This is a genomic window from Bombilactobacillus sp. ESL1187 (genome assembly GCF_058107155.1).
Genome location: NZ_JBYLTZ010000001.1, coordinates 1,615,603 through 1,635,843, shown reverse-complemented (window position 1 = coordinate 1,635,843; position 20,241 = coordinate 1,615,603). Strand labels below are relative to the sequence as shown.

General features: G+C 36.9%; 21 protein-coding genes and 1 other RNA gene. 4 read left to right on the top strand and 18 right to left on the bottom strand.

All coding sequences use genetic code 11. The annotated features are described in order from the left end of the window. Window positions 1-112: 112 nt before the first annotated feature. The 6 genes from AC3B5B_RS07680 to AC3B5B_RS07655 all read right to left on the bottom strand — a co-directional run bounded on the left by AC3B5B_RS07680 (window position 113) and on the right by AC3B5B_RS07655 (window position 3,313). On the bottom strand, window positions 113-379 hold the full coding sequence (locus AC3B5B_RS07680; RefSeq protein WP_489757978.1) for a helix-turn-helix domain-containing protein: 267 nt from the start codon (window positions 377-379) through the stop codon (window positions 113-115). After that, complete coding sequence (locus AC3B5B_RS07675; RefSeq protein WP_489757977.1) at window positions 369-734, bottom strand: type II toxin-antitoxin system RelE/ParE family toxin; 366 nt, start codon at window positions 732-734, stop codon at window positions 369-371. Before AC3B5B_RS07675 ends, AC3B5B_RS07680 begins: the two co-directional genes overlap by 11 nt. 252 nt (window positions 735-986) lie before the next feature. Continuing rightward, window positions 987-1,145: a hypothetical protein gene (locus AC3B5B_RS07670; protein ID WP_489757976.1), complete on the bottom strand. Its 159-nt coding sequence runs from the start codon at window positions 1,143-1,145 to the stop codon at window positions 987-989. Window positions 1,146-1,408: 263 nt separating this feature from the next. Next, window positions 1,409-1,573 carry a hypothetical protein gene (locus AC3B5B_RS07665; protein ID WP_489769780.1) on the bottom strand — a complete coding sequence of 55 codons (165 nt, stop codon included), beginning with the start codon at window positions 1,571-1,573 and terminating at the stop codon, window positions 1,409-1,411. Between the two features lie 315 nt (window positions 1,574-1,888). Next, window positions 1,889-2,260, bottom strand: a complete 372-nt coding sequence (locus AC3B5B_RS07660) for a hypothetical protein (protein ID WP_489769779.1) — start codon at window positions 2,258-2,260, stop codon at window positions 1,889-1,891. 183 nt (window positions 2,261-2,443) lie between these two features. Beyond that, on the bottom strand, window positions 2,444-3,313 hold the full coding sequence (locus tag AC3B5B_RS07655; protein ID WP_489769778.1) for a DegV family protein: 870 nt from the start codon (window positions 3,311-3,313) through the stop codon (window positions 2,444-2,446). A 127-nt stretch (window positions 3,314-3,440) separates the two neighbouring features. Here AC3B5B_RS07655 and AC3B5B_RS07650 point away from each other — a divergent pair, with 127 nt between their 5' ends. Further along, window positions 3,441-5,162: an Rqc2 family fibronectin-binding protein gene (locus tag AC3B5B_RS07650; RefSeq protein WP_489769777.1), complete on the top strand. Its 1,722-nt coding sequence runs from the start codon at window positions 3,441-3,443 to the stop codon at window positions 5,160-5,162. A 211-nt stretch (window positions 5,163-5,373) separates the two neighbouring features. Next, complete coding sequence (locus AC3B5B_RS07645; protein WP_489769776.1) at window positions 5,374-6,618, top strand: MFS transporter; 1,245 nt, start codon at window positions 5,374-5,376, stop codon at window positions 6,616-6,618. Between the two features lie 370 nt (window positions 6,619-6,988). On the opposite strand, the gene AC3B5B_RS07640 is transcribed toward AC3B5B_RS07645, so the two are convergent. The 8 genes from AC3B5B_RS07640 to AC3B5B_RS07605 form a co-directional block, all read right to left on the bottom strand. Then, window positions 6,989-7,510, bottom strand: a complete 522-nt coding sequence (locus tag AC3B5B_RS07640; RefSeq protein WP_489769775.1) for a GNAT family N-acetyltransferase — start codon at window positions 7,508-7,510, stop codon at window positions 6,989-6,991. A 460-nt stretch (window positions 7,511-7,970) separates the two neighbouring features. After that, window positions 7,971-10,343, bottom strand: a complete 2,373-nt coding sequence (locus tag AC3B5B_RS07635) for an ATP-binding protein (RefSeq protein WP_489757970.1) — start codon at window positions 10,341-10,343, stop codon at window positions 7,971-7,973. Then, a complete protein-coding gene (locus AC3B5B_RS07630; protein WP_489757969.1) occupies window positions 10,340-11,431 on the bottom strand; it encodes a carbamoyl phosphate synthase small subunit in 1,092 nt (363 codons plus the stop codon). The genes AC3B5B_RS07635 and AC3B5B_RS07630 overlap by 4 nt, the downstream gene beginning before the upstream one ends. Continuing rightward, window positions 11,412-11,945, bottom strand: coding sequence for a bifunctional pyr operon transcriptional regulator/uracil phosphoribosyltransferase PyrR (gene pyrR, locus AC3B5B_RS07625; RefSeq protein ID WP_489757968.1), 534 nt, complete (start codon window positions 11,943-11,945; stop codon window positions 11,412-11,414). Before pyrR ends, AC3B5B_RS07630 begins: the two co-directional genes overlap by 20 nt. 36 nt (window positions 11,946-11,981) lie before the next feature. Further along, a complete protein-coding gene (locus tag AC3B5B_RS07620; protein ID WP_489769774.1) occupies window positions 11,982-12,902 on the bottom strand; it encodes an RluA family pseudouridine synthase in 921 nt (306 codons plus the stop codon). A 1-nt stretch (window position 12,903) separates the two neighbouring features. Further along, complete coding sequence (lspA, locus tag AC3B5B_RS07615; protein WP_489757966.1) at window positions 12,904-13,368, bottom strand: signal peptidase II; 465 nt, start codon at window positions 13,366-13,368, stop codon at window positions 12,904-12,906. A gap of 166 nt (window positions 13,369-13,534) precedes the next feature. After that, on the bottom strand, window positions 13,535-15,208 hold the full coding sequence (locus AC3B5B_RS07610) for a formate--tetrahydrofolate ligase (RefSeq protein WP_489769773.1): 1,674 nt from the start codon (window positions 15,206-15,208) through the stop codon (window positions 13,535-13,537). After that, entirely contained in the window at window positions 15,208-15,609 is a 402-nt protein-coding gene (locus AC3B5B_RS07605; RefSeq protein WP_489757964.1) for an EbsA family protein, read from the bottom strand. Before AC3B5B_RS07605 ends, AC3B5B_RS07610 begins: the two co-directional genes overlap by 1 nt. A gap of 131 nt (window positions 15,610-15,740) precedes the next feature. Between AC3B5B_RS07605 and AC3B5B_RS07600 the strand changes: the two genes are divergently transcribed. Beyond that, window positions 15,741-16,664, top strand: coding sequence for a magnesium transporter CorA family protein (locus AC3B5B_RS07600; RefSeq protein ID WP_489757963.1), 924 nt, complete (start codon window positions 15,741-15,743; stop codon window positions 16,662-16,664). Here the strand turns inward: AC3B5B_RS07600 and AC3B5B_RS07595 are convergent. The 4 genes from AC3B5B_RS07595 to AC3B5B_RS07580 all read right to left on the bottom strand — a co-directional run bounded on the left by AC3B5B_RS07595 (window position 16,652) and on the right by AC3B5B_RS07580 (window position 19,565). After that, the gene (locus AC3B5B_RS07595; RefSeq protein ID WP_489758055.1) at window positions 16,652-17,788 is read right to left on the bottom strand and encodes a THUMP domain-containing class I SAM-dependent RNA methyltransferase; all 1,137 of its coding nucleotides are present in this window, start codon (window positions 17,786-17,788) and stop codon (window positions 16,652-16,654) included. The two genes, AC3B5B_RS07600 and AC3B5B_RS07595, sit on opposite strands and share 13 nt — an antisense overlap. A gap of 283 nt (window positions 17,789-18,071) precedes the next feature. Then, window positions 18,072-18,433: RNase P RNA component class B (gene rnpB, locus AC3B5B_RS07590), an RNA gene on the bottom strand. 49 nt (window positions 18,434-18,482) lie between these two features. Further along, complete coding sequence (gpsB, locus tag AC3B5B_RS07585) at window positions 18,483-18,926, bottom strand: cell division regulator GpsB (RefSeq protein WP_489757962.1); 444 nt, start codon at window positions 18,924-18,926, stop codon at window positions 18,483-18,485. An 84-nt stretch (window positions 18,927-19,010) separates the two neighbouring features. Continuing rightward, the gene (locus AC3B5B_RS07580; protein ID WP_489757961.1) at window positions 19,011-19,565 is read right to left on the bottom strand and encodes an SLOG family protein; all 555 of its coding nucleotides are present in this window, start codon (window positions 19,563-19,565) and stop codon (window positions 19,011-19,013) included. A gap of 69 nt (window positions 19,566-19,634) precedes the next feature. On the opposite strand from AC3B5B_RS07580, the gene recU reads away from it, so the two are divergent. Next, window positions 19,635-20,237, top strand: a complete 603-nt coding sequence (gene recU, locus AC3B5B_RS07575) for a Holliday junction resolvase RecU (protein WP_489757960.1) — start codon at window positions 19,635-19,637, stop codon at window positions 20,235-20,237. Window positions 20,238-20,241: the final 4 nt, after the last annotated feature.

Genomic DNA, 20,241 nt, shown 5'->3' with positions numbered 1-20,241 from the left:
ATGATAACTTGCAAGGTTTTTGTTTACATAAAAATATCCTAACTGTTGTTTTCAGTCAGGATATTTTTGAGGTTTTTCTATTGCTAAATCATTAAGGTTCAAAAATCTAATACTATTCGAATTTGACAACTAGTCTTTTACCCATAGCATGAGCTACTGTAGCTAATTTGTCAAAGGTTACATTATCACCGCGTTCTATACGTGCTATAGTTGGTTGTGGTACACCAGCACGTTCAGCAAGATCAGCTTGTGTTAATCCTGCTGCTTCACGGGCTTTATACAAAGCTATTGCACTGGCAGACCGTTCTTTTTCCAAACGATAAGATTCTGCAAATTCTGGATCTTTTAATTCTTCTTTTACGATATCATTAATTTTCATTGTTAGACTCAAACTCCTTTCTTAAAGATATTGCATGATTGATTTCTGACTTAGGTGTTTTAGCTGATTTTTTAGTAAATCCATGAGTAATTACATACCTAGACCCGTGAACGTGAAAATATAACACCCGTTGAATATTGGTAGATACTTTACTACGGATTTCATACAGATTCTTTTCACCTTGTATCTTTTTAACCCAATTAAGACGTTGGGCAATTAATAAGCCCTGATCTTGTGTATCAGTTATAACTCGCAAAATTTTAGCACGATCAGATATAGGTAGCTTTTTCAACCATTCCCCAAATTCGTCATGTCCATTTTGCAGTCTATATGACTCAAATACTGGTTTTTCCATATTCTTATTATATCATTAATGTTTTTATTTTACTATATATAATATTTATTAATTAAAGGTAAATTATGAAATTAAATGTTTCTACAATGGATTAAATTTTGAGACTTTTCTATTGCTAAAACGTTAAGGTTCAAAAACTTTATTGCCTGTGTTATCATTGATATTGAAAAAGAGATCGGTGTTAGAGCGCCAATCCTTTAGCGATCCGCTTTAAAGGCGGTGACAAGTTATTAAAAACAATATTAAATCATCCTATAACTGGTCAAAGTTATGATAGGACGATTTTTTTATTACTTTTTGTTGTTCATGATTGTGGCAACTAATGTGCCAAAAGCAATCATTAACATTAATACCTGATAGGTACCCAAGTAAGACTGGATGTCCTTTCTGTTGATTCTTCCGTATTCTCATACGCAAGCACCTCCTTGAGAACAAACAGTCACCGCCCATAAAACTTATCGCACTAACTATTTTAGCACATGAACTAGATTGAACCACTTCTCAATTTTGGGAAATGATTTTTTCTAAAGAATATGTTATATTGGTAATGAAAAAGGATCAGTGCTGTAACACCGATCCCTTAAGTAAAGTTGCCAAAGCGGTAGCTATTCAAATTTTAACTTTAAAAATTTAGAAGCCATCAGCTCCTGCACAGAGCTAAGACGGCTTCTTTTTTACTTTGAATTTTGATATTTTAGAATATCTATAACCGTATTCACAATTTCACGAACTGCTTTTACAGCCCAGCTTTTACAGCCAAATAGATAATTTCTAAAACAGCAATCATCAAAGACAATTGGTTTTGCATTTACAGTTTTTACACCATAAGCACCACCCATTTCTGAAATAGCCCCGCCTTAGCATTTAACTTTACTATTATGTATGTAGTTACTTATGCATCAAGGTTTAAAACATTCAGCAGTGATTTGATTGTAAGAATATTGATTTTGTTTTTTCATCGACAATTGAAAAAGGATCAGTGCTGCAAAACTGATCCCTTTGGTACAGTTACTAAATTAGCAACTAATCATATTTAAATTACAATAAGACTGTTGTTAACTTTAAGATAGTCTTATTTTTAATGATAAATTTTCTTAACATTAAATGTAGCAAAGCCTAGAATTAATTGTACAACGTTTAAAATAGACACTCTACTACGAATTTAATTTAGATTTTTTATGATTGTAGTAACCAATTAAGAGCATTAAGGTAACTATTAACAATAAGAAGATCCCGGCAATAATAAATAAATTCATTTTGAGAGTAAAATCACTTTGAAAAACAATTGTCACAATACTGACGATCATTAATGTAGACACCACAATATTCCATATTGGGGTATTACTTGGACGAATTAATAAGAAGGTCAAAATCAAGACCACAACTATCATTACAATAAGATTGAGCCAAATTAGCTTTTGAGCAAAAGCAGTTTCATTACGAAGTTGTAATAAATTAAAAATAGACAGCACCATTGATATCACGGCTAAAATCCAACTCAACCAATTTAATTTTTTAGTATTCACTAGCTAATCCTTCCTTTCATCCCGGTTACAATGAAATTATATCACAATCAACTATATTTATTCCTACCTTTAAATAAAATATCAGTAAAAAAGACCAGCACAAAAAACGACTCAGACAAATTTTAACAATTTGCGAATCGTTTTTTTAATTGAAAGTTTATATCTGGTAACTGGACTTAATTATTATTTAATTTTTTCAGTATCTTTCATCCAGCCTAAGGCCATCGCCTTTTCACCCAAATGTGTTCCAATAACCGGACCAAAATAAGTTTGCTCAATGGTGACATTAGGAAATTTTTGTCGCAAATGCGCGGTCCAACGATCATTTTCTTGCGGATCATTCGCATCAATCACTAGTAAACGATACGGAAAATCAGCTTGTTTTAAAGCTGTTTCAAAACGTTCCTCACTCTTTAAATACGCCTTTTTTTCCGAACGAACTTTGCCATAAGCCACAATTTCATCTGATTGATTATCAAATGTTAACAACGGTTTAATATTCAACATTGTCCCAATCACAGCTGAGGCATTGGATAAGCGCCCACCCTTAACTAAATTGTTTAAATCCTTAACAACAATATTCTCATCAATCGTTGCGCGTAAAGCATCTAATTGTGCCAAAATTTCTGTAAGACTAGCACCGGCTTGAGCCAATCTCCCAGCTTCCATAGCCAAGTAGCCCATTAATTTAACAGTAATCCGTGAATCGTAAGGAATGACTTTAATATTTGTTTTAGTAGCCGCTAAAGTCTTTAAACTATTAATAAAGCCCGAAATTGTAGCGGCTAAATGAATCGAAATCACTGCTTCATAACCTTGATCAGCTAAATTATCATATAATTGATCCATCTCACCCAAACTTGGTTGTGAAGTCTTAGGTAGTTCTTTTAAATTACGAACTTGGTCATAAAATTCCTGGTTCGTGATATCAATACCTTCCCGATATACTTGCCCTTGAATAATGACCGGAATAGAAACAACTGTAATGTTATAGCGTGCCGCTTCTTCTGCAGTTAAATACGCAGTACTATCAGTTACGACGGCAATTTTCATGTACTACCTCACCCATTTCATTTGATTACTATCAGATAAGTCTAATAGCGAACATTCTACCATAATTAATATATTGGTGTAAAATGATAAGTTAGTATCTTTTATTTGTCAATCTAAAGGAGTTTTTATGTCATTTGATGGTTTATTTACCCATGCTTTGGTCCAAGAATTAAGCCCCATCCTTGTCGGTGGCCGCCTCAGTCGTATCCAACAACCTTTTGCCCAAGAATTAGTCTTAACTATCCGCAATCATCGACAAAATTATAGCCTACTATTATCTGCTAATCCGAACTATGCTCGGGTTCAACTAACGGAGCTCAAATTTCAAAGTCCCAAAACTCCCAGCAATTTTGTGATGACTTTACGCAAACAATTGGATAGCGCCATTTTACAAACAATTCAGCAAATTGAGAATGATCGCATTTTAACCTTAACCTTTCAGAATCGTAACGAACTAGGTGATTTACAAGAAATTACTTTTTACGTCGAAATCATGAATCGTCATAGTAATATTGTTGTTGTGAATGATCAATCGCAATTAATTATTGATGCGATTAAACACGTCGATCTTACTCAAGACCGTTATCGGCAACTATTGCCTAAAGAAACCTATCGCTTGCCACCTGCCCAAAATAAAATCAATCCGTTTGATGTCTTTGAGCGTGAAAAATGGCTCAAACAAAATGGCCAACAACTCTTGCAAAGTGATCTTGCACAAGCAGCACACAACATTCAAGTTAATTTTCAAGGCTTTGATAAAAATAGTGCTCAAGAATTAAGTACCCGTAGTCAAGCAAGTACTGACGATGCCCACTTAATTCAGGTGTGGCAGGATTTTTTGGCAAGTTTTAATCAACCACAAGCAACAATTGCAACGAAACAATACCGTCAGCTTTTTACTGCTCAGCCCTATGTGTCCTTGACTTCGGACGGTTTTCAGCAACAAACTTTCACTAATTTAAGTCAAATGTTAGATGACTTTTATCGTGACCGTGCCCGGCAAGATCGTGTGCGCCAACAAGCTAGCAATATTTTACAATTAATTAAACGATATTTAAAACGAAATCAGACCAAGCTCAAACGATTACAACAAGATTTAGCCAAAACCGAATCCGCTGAAGATTATCGCATTCAAGGTGAATTATTAACGACCTACTTAAACCAAGTCAAGCGGGGACAAAAAAGCGTCCAATTGCCAAACTATTATGATAACAACCAACTGTTAACTATCAAGTTAGATCCCGCTAAGTCCCCGGCAACGAATGCCCAGCAATATTTTAAAACTTACCAAAAGCTCAAAAACTCTATTCGCCATTTAAATGAGCAAATTGAGCAAACCAAAGTAGAAATTGCTTATTTAGAAGGTATTTTGGCGCAAATTAATTATGCTGATCCTCAGGATTTAGCCGATATCCAATTAGAATTAACTCAACAAGGTTACATTAAAAAACAAGCACGCAAAAAACAGCGCAAAACTAAAATCCAATCCGGAGCAGCCTTTCAGGCTAGTGATCAAACTATTATCCGGGTTGGCAAAAATAACTTACAAAATGATTACCTGACTAATAAATTAGCAGATAAACGCTACACCTGGTTGCATATCAAAAACTTACCAGGTTCACACGTCATTATTGAATCATTAGCTCCTAGTGAGCAAACCATTCTGGAAGCGGCTGAACTAGCAGCTTACTTTTCTAAAGCTGGGGCGAATGCTAGTAAAGTTCCCATTGATTATACATTGGTTAAACACGTGCACAAACCTAATGGCGCCAAACCAGGTTTTGTGATTTATACCGATCAAAAAACGCTCTTGGTGGATCCTCACTTACGCTTAAAGCAGTTAAAATAGCAGCCAAAGTAGAAAAATCAACACTTAATTAACGTTTAAACAAAAGATGATTATGCCTTTGATTATCTACATCTCATTAACCATTTTTGACCGCTATAAGTTTATGTGACTGGCAAATGGAAAACACTTTTTCTGTAATTAATAATAATTTTTTCAAAAATTGCAAATGTGATAGACTAAATATATAACTTTAATATGAAGGAAGATTTTCATGGCAGATTCAGTGCACTTTCCTGCTGGCTGGCACAAAGCGTTTTATACTTTGTGGCTAGGCAGCTTTATTACTGGGATGGGCTATTCGATGACTATGCCCTTTATCTCGTTGTTTATTGCTGATCTAGGGCACTACAGCAAATTACAAATCAATTTGTACTCCGGTTTAGCTTTTGCTGTCACTTTTATTGCCCAGGCAATTGTTTCTCCTTACTGGGGGAATTTAGCTGATCGCAAGGGTCGTAAATTAATGTGTATGCGGGCTTCGGGGGTCATGGCACTCACCATTTCAGCCATTGGCTTTGCCCCTAATGCCTTATACATCATCATCATGCGCTTAATTCAAGGGGCGTTTTCAGGTTATATTAATAACGCAACTGCTTTAATCGCTAGTGAAACACCACATCAAAAAAGTGGTCTTGTGATGAGTCAAATGATGACCGCCGGAACTGCGGGCAATTTAATCGGTCCGTTATTAGGCGGAGCGTTATCCAGTTTTTTTGGTCATTTATTTGGTAATATTTGGGGCTACCGCATACCATTTTTCATTACGGGCTTTTTAATGTTTGTCGTCTTTTTGGGAACAACGACTTTGGTTCACGAAGACTTCACACCCATTGCTCGTGAAAAAATGCAACCAATGAAAGAAATTATGCGGTCCTTGCCCAATTTAAAATTAATTATCATCATGTTCATTACTACGATGTTAGTTCAATCAGCAACCATGTCGATTGACCCAATCGTTTCTCTATACGTTAAATCCATGGTGCCCCATAGTCATAGTATTGCTTTAATTGCGGGTATTGTTGCCGCTACACCCGGACTAGGAACATTATTGGCTGCTTCGAAAGTTGGTCACGAAATGGACAAAATTGGTCCGATCAAAGTTTTGCGTGTTGGCCTAATTGTCGGCGGACTTTTATTCATACCAATGGCCTTGACTAACTCGCCTTGGGTCTTAGCAGCCCTGCGCTTTTTACTAGGAATTGCTAGTGCGGCGATGTTACCAGCAGCCCAAACCGTTTTAACTTTGAATAGTCCGACTGCTAGTTTTGGGCGAATTTTTAGTTACAATCAGTCTTTTCAAGCTCTAGGTTCAGTGATTGGTTCTTTGATGGGGTCTACCTTATCTGGCGTTTACAATTACGCGACCGTTTTTTGGACCACCGGTTTCACTATCTTGTTAAATTTTATTTTAGTTTTAATCTTTGCGCGCAACGCCGCCAACCGGCAAAGCAAATAAGTTTTACTTAAGATTTGTGTGTAACATTATTCTCATCATTATTTACTAATTTGTTATTAGAAGTGTTAAGCATATTACTTTCAAAAAGTCCAAGCAAACTACAATTTTGAAAGTAATACGTGTAAACACTTCTTTTTTTGTTGACGTTCTTTACATCAAAAATTAATAAAATCTAAATCCTTTCATGATACTTTTATAAGGAGAGCTCAGAATAAAAGTAAAGTAATGAAACAAAAAAATGATACTGCAATTTGGAAGCCAAAGAAGCTGCTAAAATTTGGACAAAGCAAAAAATTACGTCCGTTTAAGATTTAAAGCAACTGTATGGAAACAATAACTAGTATTAAAGATCTGTCATTAATTACTAAATTTAGTTATAGTCCGCTTGAATCATCGAATAGATTCCCTCGTCACAAATTCCTTGATTATTTTTTCCTGCTCGGCGTGCCACTCCCTCAAACCGCATGCCACTTTTTTTCATCACAGCTCCCGAAGCTGAATTACACAAATCATAGCGACATTCAACCCGGTTAAAACTACGTTCTAATAATAAATATTGGTTAATCCTAGCCAGTGCTTCTGTCATAATCCCTTGATTCCACCATTTAGAACCTAAAACATAACCAACTTCGGCAATTTTCAAGGATTGATTTAGGTGGACCACGGAGATCTCACCCACTAATTGTTGGCTGGGCAATTCAATCCCCCAAATAAATTGATCATCGTTCTTTTTAATTGCCTGAATCCGTCTTAAGCTCTCTTGTTGCGATTGATGTGGTGTCCACGTTAAATACTTAGTCACCAAACTGTCACTTGCCCAATTAGTAAACATTTGCTGCGCATCAGAAACATTGAAGTGTCTTAGTTTAATACCATTATTTGCAATCAACATTAACATCAACTCTCTTTACTCTGAATTAAAACCTGAAGCACATATCTAAATATTGTTATTGATTAGATTAACTGTTTTTTTAGGAGCGTCAACTCCTAAAACTAGTCTAGAATACAGCTCATTCTGTAATTGAATCACAATCGGACAACTCGAACGCTTGACATTGAAAAAAACTTTTTCATTATTTTTTAAATAAGTACCGCCAGCATAATTAGGAAGGTTGGTTCCTGGACAGCGAAGTCCTTTAAATTCATTTAAGATACCTGAATCAATCGTTGCTCCCAATACATTTTTTAATGGAATAACTAGTTTCTTCTTTAAGCTAGCAACTTTATATTTTCCTTGCGAAACTTTAAAACACTTTTCTTTAAAAAAATAATCCTTCCAAAATTAAAAATTTTGAAAGGATTATTTGCAATAAAATCATACAAATTTCATGAAACTAGATTAAAGTACATGATTATTTATTGGGCAACGTAAAGTAACTCAAGCGACTGCTATATAAGCCGTTCTTTTGCTGAATTAAGGTGATTTTACTACCAAAATAATCTTGCTGTTTGTTAGCGTAATTCGAATTAATCCCTAATAAAACGTGGCCTAAATTGCTGACAAAATTCGAATTAATTTGTTGAATTAAACCAATATTAGTAGTGAATCCAGCCAAGGTTTGAATGACTTGTTGCTTTTGCAAAATTAACGTCCCATAACGAACATCTGGCAAAAAAGTTTTAATATAATGGTTAACTTGCTTAACTAAGTTGGGTCGGTGCTTGCCTGGAACCGACGTTAATTCTAAGCGCCGCGCACTTAAATGTTTAAAAATCGTGGTAATTGGTGACGACAGCCAAGTATGATGCTCTTGATCTTGAACAAAGACAACTTCTTGAATCGCATCACTTGGTAAAATTTTTAAATAATTACTAATATTAAAAATAGTCAATTGGTAACTTTGATGACTTAATTCTTGCGTATTAATTCGCAATTGCAGTTGATTTTGCTCACTATACAAATGTGACTGTAAACAGCGCGAATCAGAATAAAAATCCACGGTTGTTGCAGTGTCCACATTACTTAACAAATTACCAAAAATTGCCGTTGAAAAACCATCATCTTGAAACGAATGAACCAAATTATGAGTTAACAAAACTTGTTCATAATTAGACAACATATCGGAGTTTTGGTAACCATCAATTTCTACTTGATAATGTTGCATCACAGGTGGTGCATACAAAAAAGTACTGTAATGACCATTAATCTTACTAGTTGCCGCTAAATCCAATAAAGTTGCGGTCGGCTGTTCCACCGAGTTAATCGCTAATTGTTGCGTTAACTTCTGCGCTTGACTCAATGTTAAATGCCAAAACTTAGCCAACAAATAATCATCAAAACCATACAATTTACTATGAGCGTACAATTGCAAATTACCTTTTTGTTCTCTCAATGTTTGGGCTAAATTAATTAGATGTTGTAATGCCTGCAAAAATTCCCAGTTATAATGGGTAAAACTTTGCACTTCTTTTAAATCAAAGCCCCGTATTAAAGCTTCACAAATCACCAAAACTCGCCGCACCTTGGTTTGAAATAAATCAGCTTCAATCTGCTCATCACTATAATATTTGAGTGGACGCTTCAAAAAGATATCGTGCAGTAAGTCTAAACCAGCAAAAGCCTTCATAATCACAGTTTCCAAGTTATTACCATTAACTACAATGGCTCCATTGGAAGTTTGGTGCGGTCCTAACAAGACTTTCAATTGTTTACGATCTTGTGTTTGCCAAATAGGCACGCGCGCAGTTAAATGGTTCGGCGTTAGTTCGACGGCTGCGTTCATCTGATAATTGGTTAAAGTTGTCAGATTTTGCAGTCTTTGACCAACACTTACCTGACAAATCACTTCAAACAAAGGATAACCCGTACTAGCAATTAAGGGTAAGATTTTACTACGAAAAACGGGTGAAATTTCTAGAACATAAAATGATGCCGTCGTTTCATCGACAGCTAAATGAAAAGTGCATGTACCAATAATTTTTAAGAGTGAAGTTAATTTCAAAACGGCATTGCGTAAACGCTGAAATAGCGCATCATTAATGGAAAAAACGGGGGCAACACTGGTCGAATCATTCGAGTGCACTCCAATAGGATCCATATCCTCTGATGAAAAAATCAAAGCACTGTTATCAAATTTATCACGCAAAGTCACCAAAGTTAATTCTTTAAAGTTATTAATGCCCCGCTCCATTTCAAAGCCATCAGCCGTCATTCCCGTTTGAAAAAAGTCTACTAATTGTTTGGTATTGTTGACCGTATTCCAATGCATTTTTTGTTCAACTGTATTAGAACGAATAATCACAGGAAACGTCTGCTGTTGAGCAAATGCCAACGCTTCTTGGTAGGTTTGAACATTTTGATGTTCAATCAAGCGGAAACCGTGATCTTGCAAATATTTATTCAGGGAACGCTTGCTTAAACTGAGCGTTAAGTTTTGTTGATTAAAATTCAAAAGTTCCACAGTGCTAGCTTGAAAAGCTTCATCTTTTAATAGACTTCGAAAAACGTTCAGTGTATTAATTCCACTAAAGCCTGGAAAGATTAAATCAATCGCATATTCACTAATTAAGGTTTTGATTGTCGCGACATTAATTTCATCATAAACAATCACTGCTTCGTCCGCTAAAGAGTTCGCTAGTGATTCACGATTTTCAGTTAATAAAACTACTCGATAACTATCTTGCTTAAAACAGCGAATTGCTACACGTAAGGCTCGTTCACGTTCTAACTTTTCGTTAGTCATCAAGCCGGTAGTATTCCCAACAACTAAAATGGTTTTCATCATAATTTTTTACCTTGAACAAAGGAATTAATCATATCAATAAACTCATCAAAAATATAATCAGCATCATGAGGACCTGGAGCGGCTTCAGGTTGGAATTGAACGGTCATAGTCGGATCGCGGCGATGTCGTAAACCTTCAATGACATTATCCGTCAAACAACGGTATGTCACAAAGAAGTTTCGCCGCGCCGCCGGCGTTAATTTAACTTCATAATTATGATTATGATTTGAAAATTCAATATTCTCCGTAGCAATTTCGAGCGTTGGTAGGTTCGAACCATGATGCCCTAAACGCATTTTTTGCACCACGGCACCATTCGCCAACGCCACCACCAAATGGCCTAATCCCACTCCTAAAATCGGAATTTGGCCTTCTAATTCTTGGCAAGTGGCAATGGTATCCGGAATTTCTTGTGGATTACCAGGACCACTAGTAAATAACACCGCATCTGGCGCCAAATCCAATATTTCCGCTGCTGAAGTATTGTAAGGCAAAATTACCGAATCACACTTACGAATAGATAATTGACGTAACAACGAAAACTTCAATCCCAAATCAACGACTGCAATTTTAAATCCCACATTAGGATTAGGATAAGGTTGCTTAGTGGAGACCGTTTTGACCCGATCTCGGGGAATTACCAACGCGCGAATTTGATCACGAGCATGCTCATCAGCGGTGTCCATAATACTAGCTTTTAAGGAACCAGTTTGTTGTAGATGTTGCGTTAAACCTTGTACATCCAAATTGGTAATCCCCGGAATTCGTCTTTTTTTCAAAAAAGAATTTAGCGAATTAGGATCATTACTATCCAACTGTGGGTAAGCCACGCTACCAAAAATTACACCCTTACAACTAGGCGTAATCGATTCATAGTCATCCCGATTCATCCCCGATGTACTAACAATGGGACTAGCAAAGACAATAATTTGATCATTATACGTTTGATCAGTAATAGCATGCTCAAAACCATTCATATTATTGGTTAGAACCAACTCACCAGTAGAAATAATTGGCGCACCAATGGCTTCCCCCGCAAACGCTGTACCATCTTCTAAAATTAAATATCTAGTTTCGGTTGTCATCATGGATAATCTCCACGCCATCTGCATCATCAATTTCGGCCATTGAAACTTTGATTTCCTCTTGCCGAGAAGTTGGAATATTCTTGCCCACATAATCGGCCCGAATTGGTAATTCACGATGACCACGATCAATTAACACAGCCAAAGAAATTTTCCCAGGACGACCAATACTCATAATGGCATCTAACGCTGCCCGAATGGTCCGGCCTGTATACAAAACATCATCTACTAAAACCACATTTTTATTATCAATATCAGCAGCCGTAAACTGGGGTGGTGCACCATGTGTCTTTTTTTCATCATCACGAAACTCAGACACATCTAAATCAAATTGTGGAACTTCATATTCCTCTAATTGACGTAAACGATTTTGGATACGTTGTGCCAAAAAGGCGCCGCGCGTTTTAACACCTATTAAAACTAAATTTTGGTCACCTTTATTTTTTTCAATAATTTCATAGGTAATGCGCGTTAAAGTCCGTTTCATTGTCTTACTATCAACAATTTCTTTTTCCATTTTGATTCTCCCCTAGTCAACTGATCTGTACTTTAATTAAAGATGGTGCGACATCTGCGTCATTGCTCGTAATTGTTGCAGTTGTTGCTGAAATATCTGCGGTGGCTGTACTTCAAACTCTAACCACTGCTTCGTTCGGGGATGCGTAAAGCCTAAACATTGTGCATGTAAAAATTGTCCATTACCTGCTAAGGTATGCCGTGGTCCGTACAGTGGATCACCCGCTACTGGATGACCAATATACTGTAAATGCACCCGAATTTGATGCGTACGCCCCGTTTCTAATTGACACTCAATCAAAGCATAATCTGAAAAATTCTCTAACACTTTAAAATGAGTAACAGCTTTTTTTCCATTGGCTACTACCGCTTGTTGCTGACGTTTGTTGGGATCACGCCCGATTGGCGCTTCAATCGTCCCCTCCTGTTCTGTAAAAGGATGATGAACGATTGCTAAATAGCGGCGTAAATTAGTTTTATTTTGTAATTGTTGACTTAAGGAGTCTTGGGCTAACTGGGTTTTAGCCACCATTAATAGTCCTGACGTATCTTTATCAATTCGATGAACAATTCCCGGACGAATCGTATCTGAACTTTGAACCTTAGTGTGATACAAAATAGCATTAACTAAAGTCTGATCTGGATGACCAGCCGATGGATGGACGACCATCCCCTGTGGCTTGTTGACTACTAAAACATCGGCATCTTCATAAACCACATCTAAAGGCAAATCTTGTGCAAAAGCCTTTAAGGGCTTTAAAGCTAAGGGGGTAACTTGCACCGTCACATCAGCCTTAATTTTGGTCCCAGTTTTGGTAACAGCTTGACCATCAACTAACACTTGACCAGCTTTAATCCATCTTTGTAACTGCGAACGCGTTAAATCCGGTCTTTGCGCTAAAATGGCTTTATCTAAACGCTGATTAGCTTGTAAATTAATAAAAGTAAATGTTTGCAACTTAAGACTCTTCCTGTTCTGATTTAAATAGATAAATTACTAATAAAACTACGCCCACTGTAATAAGAATATCAGCAACATTACAAACAAAGTTCAATAACGGCCAATTACCCAAACTTAAGGCAATCATATCAACTACATAGCCCCGAAACAAACGATCACAGACATTGCCCAGACTACCAGCTATTAATAAGGACAAACTGGTTAATAACCAGGGGGAACGATCTTTGCCCTGAAACAGCATGTAACCCAAACAAACAACTACAATCAATGTTACTCCATAAAATAATAACATTTTTCCAGAAAAAAGATTATAGGCAGCACCGTGATTATTAATCCGCGTCAATCCCAAAATACCCGGGATAATTGTCCGCACGTGTTCAAACGGGATCTGCGTAATTGACCACCATTTAACTAATTGGTCAACCAGTAAACCCAGCAAAATTATTAAAATATAAATTATCATTAGTAATCCTCAAAGATAAATAAAATAGATTGATTGTCACCCTGATCGACATAATCAAGTTACAGCGATACGGCAAAAAATTGTACCAATTGCCACGAAGCGTTCATTATTATCATATTCCAAACACCAAAAACCCAGGTTAATTTTCAGCTTTGATCATAGCTTTTTAAAATAAGCCAGTAATCTGATCATGTTCATCAATATCCATATTTAAAGCAGCGGGCTGCTTCGGTAAACCAGGCATGGTCAAAACATTGCCAGTTAAAACTACTAAGAAGCCGGCACCCAATTTGGGTTGTAATTCTTGGACATGTAACACAAAATCACTGGGAGCTCCTAATTTTTTCGGATCATCACTAAAGGAGTATTGTGTTTTAGCAATACAAATTGGTAAATTAGCCCAGCCTTGCTGTTCAATTTGCCGAATTTGCTTTTGCGCTTTCGGACTTAAAACAATATCTTGCGCGCCATAGACCTGTTGGGCAATGGTTTTGATTTTCGTAACGATAGGCAATGAATTTTGATACAGACGTTGATAATGATTCACGGTAGTTTGATCAATTAAGGCTTGGGCTAAATTCAAAGCCCCAGCACCACCATCTTGATGCACTGTGACAGGATAAGCTTTGACTCCTAATTTTTGACATAATGTCTGCACTAACGCTAATTCGTCTGCACTGTCACTAGCAAATTGATTCAAAGCCACTAATACCGATACGCCCGCTTTTTGTAAATTCTGAATGTGCCGCTTTAAGTTACTAAAACCTTTTTCTAATGCAGCCAAATCGGGTGTGGTTAAATTCGCTTGAGCTTGGCCACCATTATATTTTAAAGCACGGACAGTCGCTACTACCACTGCTACATCGGGAGTTTTAGCCAAATGTGGCGTCACAATGTCTAAAAACTTCTCCGCACCTAAATCAGCACCAAAACCGGCTTCCGTTAAAGCATAATCGCCCAAATGTAAGGCTAAATTAGTAGCAATTAAACTATTACAGCCATGAGCGATATTAGCAAACGGACCGCCATGAATTAAAACCGGTGTATGCTCTAGTGTTTGCACCAAATTGGGTTTAATGGCATCTTTTAGTAATAACGCTAACGCTCCTTGTGCCTTTAAATCCCGTACAAATACTGGCTGTTGATCATAAGTATAGCCAATTAAAATTTGCCCCAAACGCTTTTTCAAATCTGTTAAATCAGTCGCCAGACATAAAATGGCCATTAATTCAGAAGCTACAGTGATTTGAAAGGATTCTTCGCGAACATAACCGGAAGTTTTACCACCTAGACCAATGACCGTGTGGCGTAAAGCCCGATCATTCACATCTAATGCCCGTTGCCAAGTAATCTGTCTTGGATCCAATTGTAACTGATTTCCTTGTTGTAAATGATTATCAATTAAAGCTGCTAACGTATTAATAGCCGCCGTTAAAGCATGCAAATCACCAGTAAAGTGTAAATTAATATCTTCCATGGGTACTACTTGCGCAAAACCACCGCCAGCTGCCCCACCTTTTAGTCCCATCACCGGTCCCAAAGAAGGCTCACGCATGGCTACCACAGCTGATTGTTGCAGTTGCTTTAACGCATCTGCTAAACCAATCAAAACCGTCGATTTGCCTTCACCCATCGGTGTCGGACTCATCGCTGTGACCAAAATCAGTTTACCTAAAGGTCTTTTTTGGGCCGCTTGTTGTGCTTGGACAGTGATCTTGGCCTTATCATTGCCATAAGGTTCCAAATCCGCAGCAGTTAAACCTAACTGGGCAGCAACCTTTTGAATTGGCCACATAGCTGTACGTTCGTTCTCCTGAGCAATTTCAATATCTGTTTTCATTAAATACCCCTCCTATCATTAATTAATTGTTGCAGTACATGATAAGCTTTCGGTAGAATTATTAATTTGAATAATCCGGATTGACGAGAATTAATCTTAATAGTACAAACACCATGATGATAACTAATCATTTGTACTTCTTTAACTAAAATTTGCCGTTGTTGTGAAGCTATTAAACCGGATAATTGGATTGTTTGTTGTTGGACATTAATCTGTAAGCGACTATGAATCAGAATCCAGCCGCCGACTAAAATAGTCCCAATTATGATGGCAAGTGCTCCGTAATTGAGTCTATCTGATTCTAATTGTAAAATACCGCCAATAAATAATAAAATCCAGAGCCAACACCATAACAAGGCGTTAATCTGATTAACTTTTTGATAATGAAATTTTTTAAGCATGTTAACCTCACAATTAACTTTGAATGATTTAAGCAAATTTTACCATATTGCAGTTTGATTCCCAATTTGCTGACAAAAAATTGTAAAAAGTTTATGATAAAACCAAAATTGTAATAATTGAGGACAAACCGATGATCACAAATTATTCTCACCAATTACCCATCCAAATTATCGACGCTCATAATATTAACGCGACTGAACAAAGTGACTTAATCCAAAACTACCATGTCACACGTGAAATCATCAATTACGCACTTGATAAATTTGAGCGCCCCCGTATTACCTATGATCAATTAACCCACAGCTTTTTAATGGTTTTATCTATTCCAAATCAAAAACAAACGCTCACCACTTCGGTTCAATCAGTCACCCTATTTGCTAACCGTAAACAAATAATTTGCTTTACCAATGACCAAAGTCAACACATCATCCAATACTTACGCGATTTTGTTAGCAATTATCCAGACGAGCAAAATTTAACTTTTCGTATCTTCGCTGATTTAATTCAGCAAATTTCTGATGACTTTTTAGATAAAGTTAAACAGTTTTATGATGAACAAGAACAGATTGAGATGGAATTTGAGCACCATCGCCATCGTTCAGCAACCATCAATCAATTAGCTAATTTACAAACTAAAATTACCTTTGGTGTCACTTCCACCACGGGCAATGCAGATTTAATTGATGAATTAACTGCTTTTTTTAATTCAAATGATAATCATTTGCAACTAGATCATGTCACTCATCAGCATTTTAATTCCGCACGCATCGAAGCTACTCAAGCTTTCAAAAACTTTCAATTAATCAATGAAATTGCCCAACAACTATCGGGAACTTATAACAATTTATTAAATAATGAAACCAATGATGTCATGCGTTATTTAACGGTTTATTCGTTAATATTAACAATTCCATCAATCGTGGTCGGCTTCTACGGAATGAATATGCATTTGCCTTTAGCTAGCAGTCCATGGTCTTGGATCATTTCCATTATTATTATGATTTTATTATCACTTTTACTAATTATCGACATGATTCGGCGTCATTTTTTATAAGTTGGATGACCCCAATATTGAAATAGATCGGTTCTCAAGGCACCATTATATAGTTTGCGTCGCTTAGTCGGTTTTTGACCGTAATATTTAGCAAATTCTAAATCACTAGTTAAATAATATTTACTCCACGTCGTCAACTGCCGAAAACTATTCCCCATCTGCTGGTATAATTGATGCACTTTTGTCTGATCCTGCATACGTTTACCGTAAGGCGGATTAGCAATTAAAATGCCGTCTTGTCGTTGCAAACGTAAATCTTTGACCGCTAATTGCTTAAAATTAATATCATGCAAAACACCCGCTTGATGCGCATTTAATTTAGCCACATCAATCATCGAGCCATCTATATCACTGGCCCCAATTTGTAACTGACCACTCGGCAAAATTTGATCAGTAGCTGCTTGTTTTGCTTGTACTAACAATTGATCATCAAACCAATCAAAATTTTCAAACGCAAAATGGCGCTGCAGTCCTGGAGCAATATGGCGCCCAATCAAGGCCGCTTCAATAGCAATTGTGCCCGAACCTGTCGTTGGATCATAAAAAGGATCAGTTGCTCGCCACGGCGTTAACAATATTAACGCGGCGGCAAAATTTTCTTTGAGTGGTGCACCACCGTGTTCGATCCGATAACCACGTTTAAACAAAGAATCGCCCGTGGTATCTAAGGTCAACTCCACTTGATCTTTGACAATGCGCACCTCAATTTGAAAAGTGCTCCCACTTTCAGGCAAACGCCCACGGCGGTGATAAACTGCAGCCATTTTATCAACAATTGCTTTTTTAGTGATGGCTTGAATATCTGGTTCCGAATGCAGTTTCGAGCGGACCGACCGACCCTTCACTGGAAAAGCAGCATCTAAGGGCAGCCATTGATCCCAAGCTAAGTTCTGAACTCCTGTAAATAATTCTTCAAAGGACGTTGCCGGAAATTCGGCCAAGACAATTTTAATCCGATCCGCACTGCGTAACCACAAATTCGTTTGTACAATGGCTGCTAAATCACTATCAAAATAAACTTTGCCTGTATCAACTTGCGAAATGGTAAAGCCTAGTTCTTGCAATTCTTTTTTAGTGACCGCTTCAAATCCGCTGGCCATGGTTGCTAATAACTTCATATGAATCTCCTTTTTACTTTCAATCTAAACAGTTCAATTTTTCATCAATGATTTACCAAAAATACTCTAAAAATATTAATTCAACCAAAACATTATGACTGGGTCATCCAGTTTAATTTTTAAAAATTAGGTTCGAACCCAAAATAATACTGACTACGTCAAGCTATTCTGCCATTTAACGCAATTACAGACCATTAAGACCAAAAAGTCATACACGTTGGCATAGGTTTTTATTTCAATTTCTAAAAAAAGAGGCGAACTTAACGTCCGCCTCTTTTGGCCTACAGGTTTCTATAAGCCACGTTTTGTTCCAGTCAGTGTGACCAAACTGACTTTCAGTAATCATCTATCTACACAAAATGTGTTTTTGACGTGAGTTTAATTTCCCGTGTCAAAACTCCCCTACCAAAGTTTGGGTTTCCTGCTCGCGGGGTTTACCCGTTCCATTTTTTTGTTTCCAAAAAATTGCGTTTCTGTGGCACTTTCAGATTACTTTGACTTAGCCATTGACCTTAGCCATTTCATCGCCGTTATTCAAATAAATGAATACTCCAGCTTATTGGGCTGAACACGAACACTACAGGCATTGCAGCCTGTGCCGGCGTGGACTTTCCTCAACTTGTTTCAAACAAGCAGCGATTACTCAAAACCTGCTCTTATTATCATACGCTATTTTAAATTTAATTACCAGACTAATTGTTTAATTATTTTGATCTCGTAATTGTTCACTAGAATGAATAATTGGTTGTTGCGCTGTTGTAGTGTTGGTTGAGGCATAATTATTAGTAGTTCGTGGCTCGACACTTTGTCCAAAAACGTGTCGTTCCAAATTAGATAAACGTTTTAAAATATCATAATTGGTAGTTCCCGGTGCAGAAGTTTCACTCGTGGCTTCTGGTGTAACTACTGACTCAGCTTCCACTGAGCGTTGCTGAACGACTTTGGGTTGTGCGGGAGCTTGCTCTAATTTTTCAGTTAATTCCCGATTTTTAGTTTTTAACTCTTCAATATTAGCAGCAAAAGCCTCATAATCTTGAATAACTTCATCCAAGAAAGCATCAACGTCTTTACCGTTGTAGCCATGAACTGCATTTTTGAATCTTTTTTCAACAATTTGTTTTGGATCTAGTTTGATTTCTTTCATTTGGCTTACACCCCTATCTTACTTAACAAGTATAGCAAAAAGTTTGGGAACCACACAAAAAAACTACATCACTTTTAGTTTTTCTTAAAATTCCTGTTGATCAGTTACAAAATCCTGTAAATCATAAAAACTAGCTAATTTTAACGAGTAGTCGTGCTGCTGTTGGTACTGTTGGATAGCTTGATATTCATATTGGCTTTTACCGGGATGCTCTAGATCATAAATTAAAAAACTGCCATCAGTATGTGTTAGCATAAATTGCTGCCAATTTTTAAATTGCTGTGGAGTGTGATATGATTGATGGCTCACACTATTGTGATAATCAGCTAAGTGTAAAGTTTGGGCATATACTTGCCGATTTTTTTCCTTCCAACGATCCGCTATGCCCTGAAATGGTAAGATGACCGCTACTTTTAATTGGTAAGCTTTTAAGCTAGGATCTTGCACCGCACGAACCGCTGCTTGCTCGACTCCCAAATAGCCGCCCGTCAAAACCCACTGCAAGCCTTGATCACAATAACTTAATAATTGTTTGACTAAAAAAGCTTCTAAAACTTTTTGCTTGGGATCATCGGCTTTAAAAATTTGTAATTCAAAAGCACGGTAGCCGCTAATCCATAAATTTTGAATTGTTTGCATTTTAATCCATTCTTCCTAACACAGAACTTTAAGCATGCTATAATATTCATCGACTAGGAGTGACTTAACTTGACTATCAATTATCCCAAAGGAATTTCTCCCCACAAGTCAGCCATTAATCAACCAACAATCTTTGGTGACCGGGGGATGACCTTAGAACAAGAAATTAACGAAAGTAATAATTATTATCGTCATCATAATTTAGCAGTCATTTATAAAAAACCTACTCCTATTCAAATTGTGAAAGTTGATTATCCTAAGCGCAGCCGCGCGGTCATCAAAGAAGCTTATTTTCGACAAGCTTCAACGACGGATTATAATGGCGTTTATCAAGGATACTATATTGATTTTGAAGCCAAAGAAACGCGCCACAAAACTTCTTTTCCACTAAGTAACTTTCATGAACATCAGATTCAGCACTTAGACCAATGTTTACAGCAAAAGGGGATCTGTTTTGTTATTATTAAATTTGTAACTCTAGGTCGCTATTTTATTTTACCCGCCCACAAATTAATTAAATTTTGGGCTCAGGCCAAACAGGGCGGCAAAAAATCTATGACGTTCACTTTTATTCAACAAAATTCTATTGAAATTCAAGCAGGCTATAATCCTATTCTACCTTATTTACAAGCCTGTCAACAATTAATTCAAGCAGCCCAGGAGGATTTATAATTAT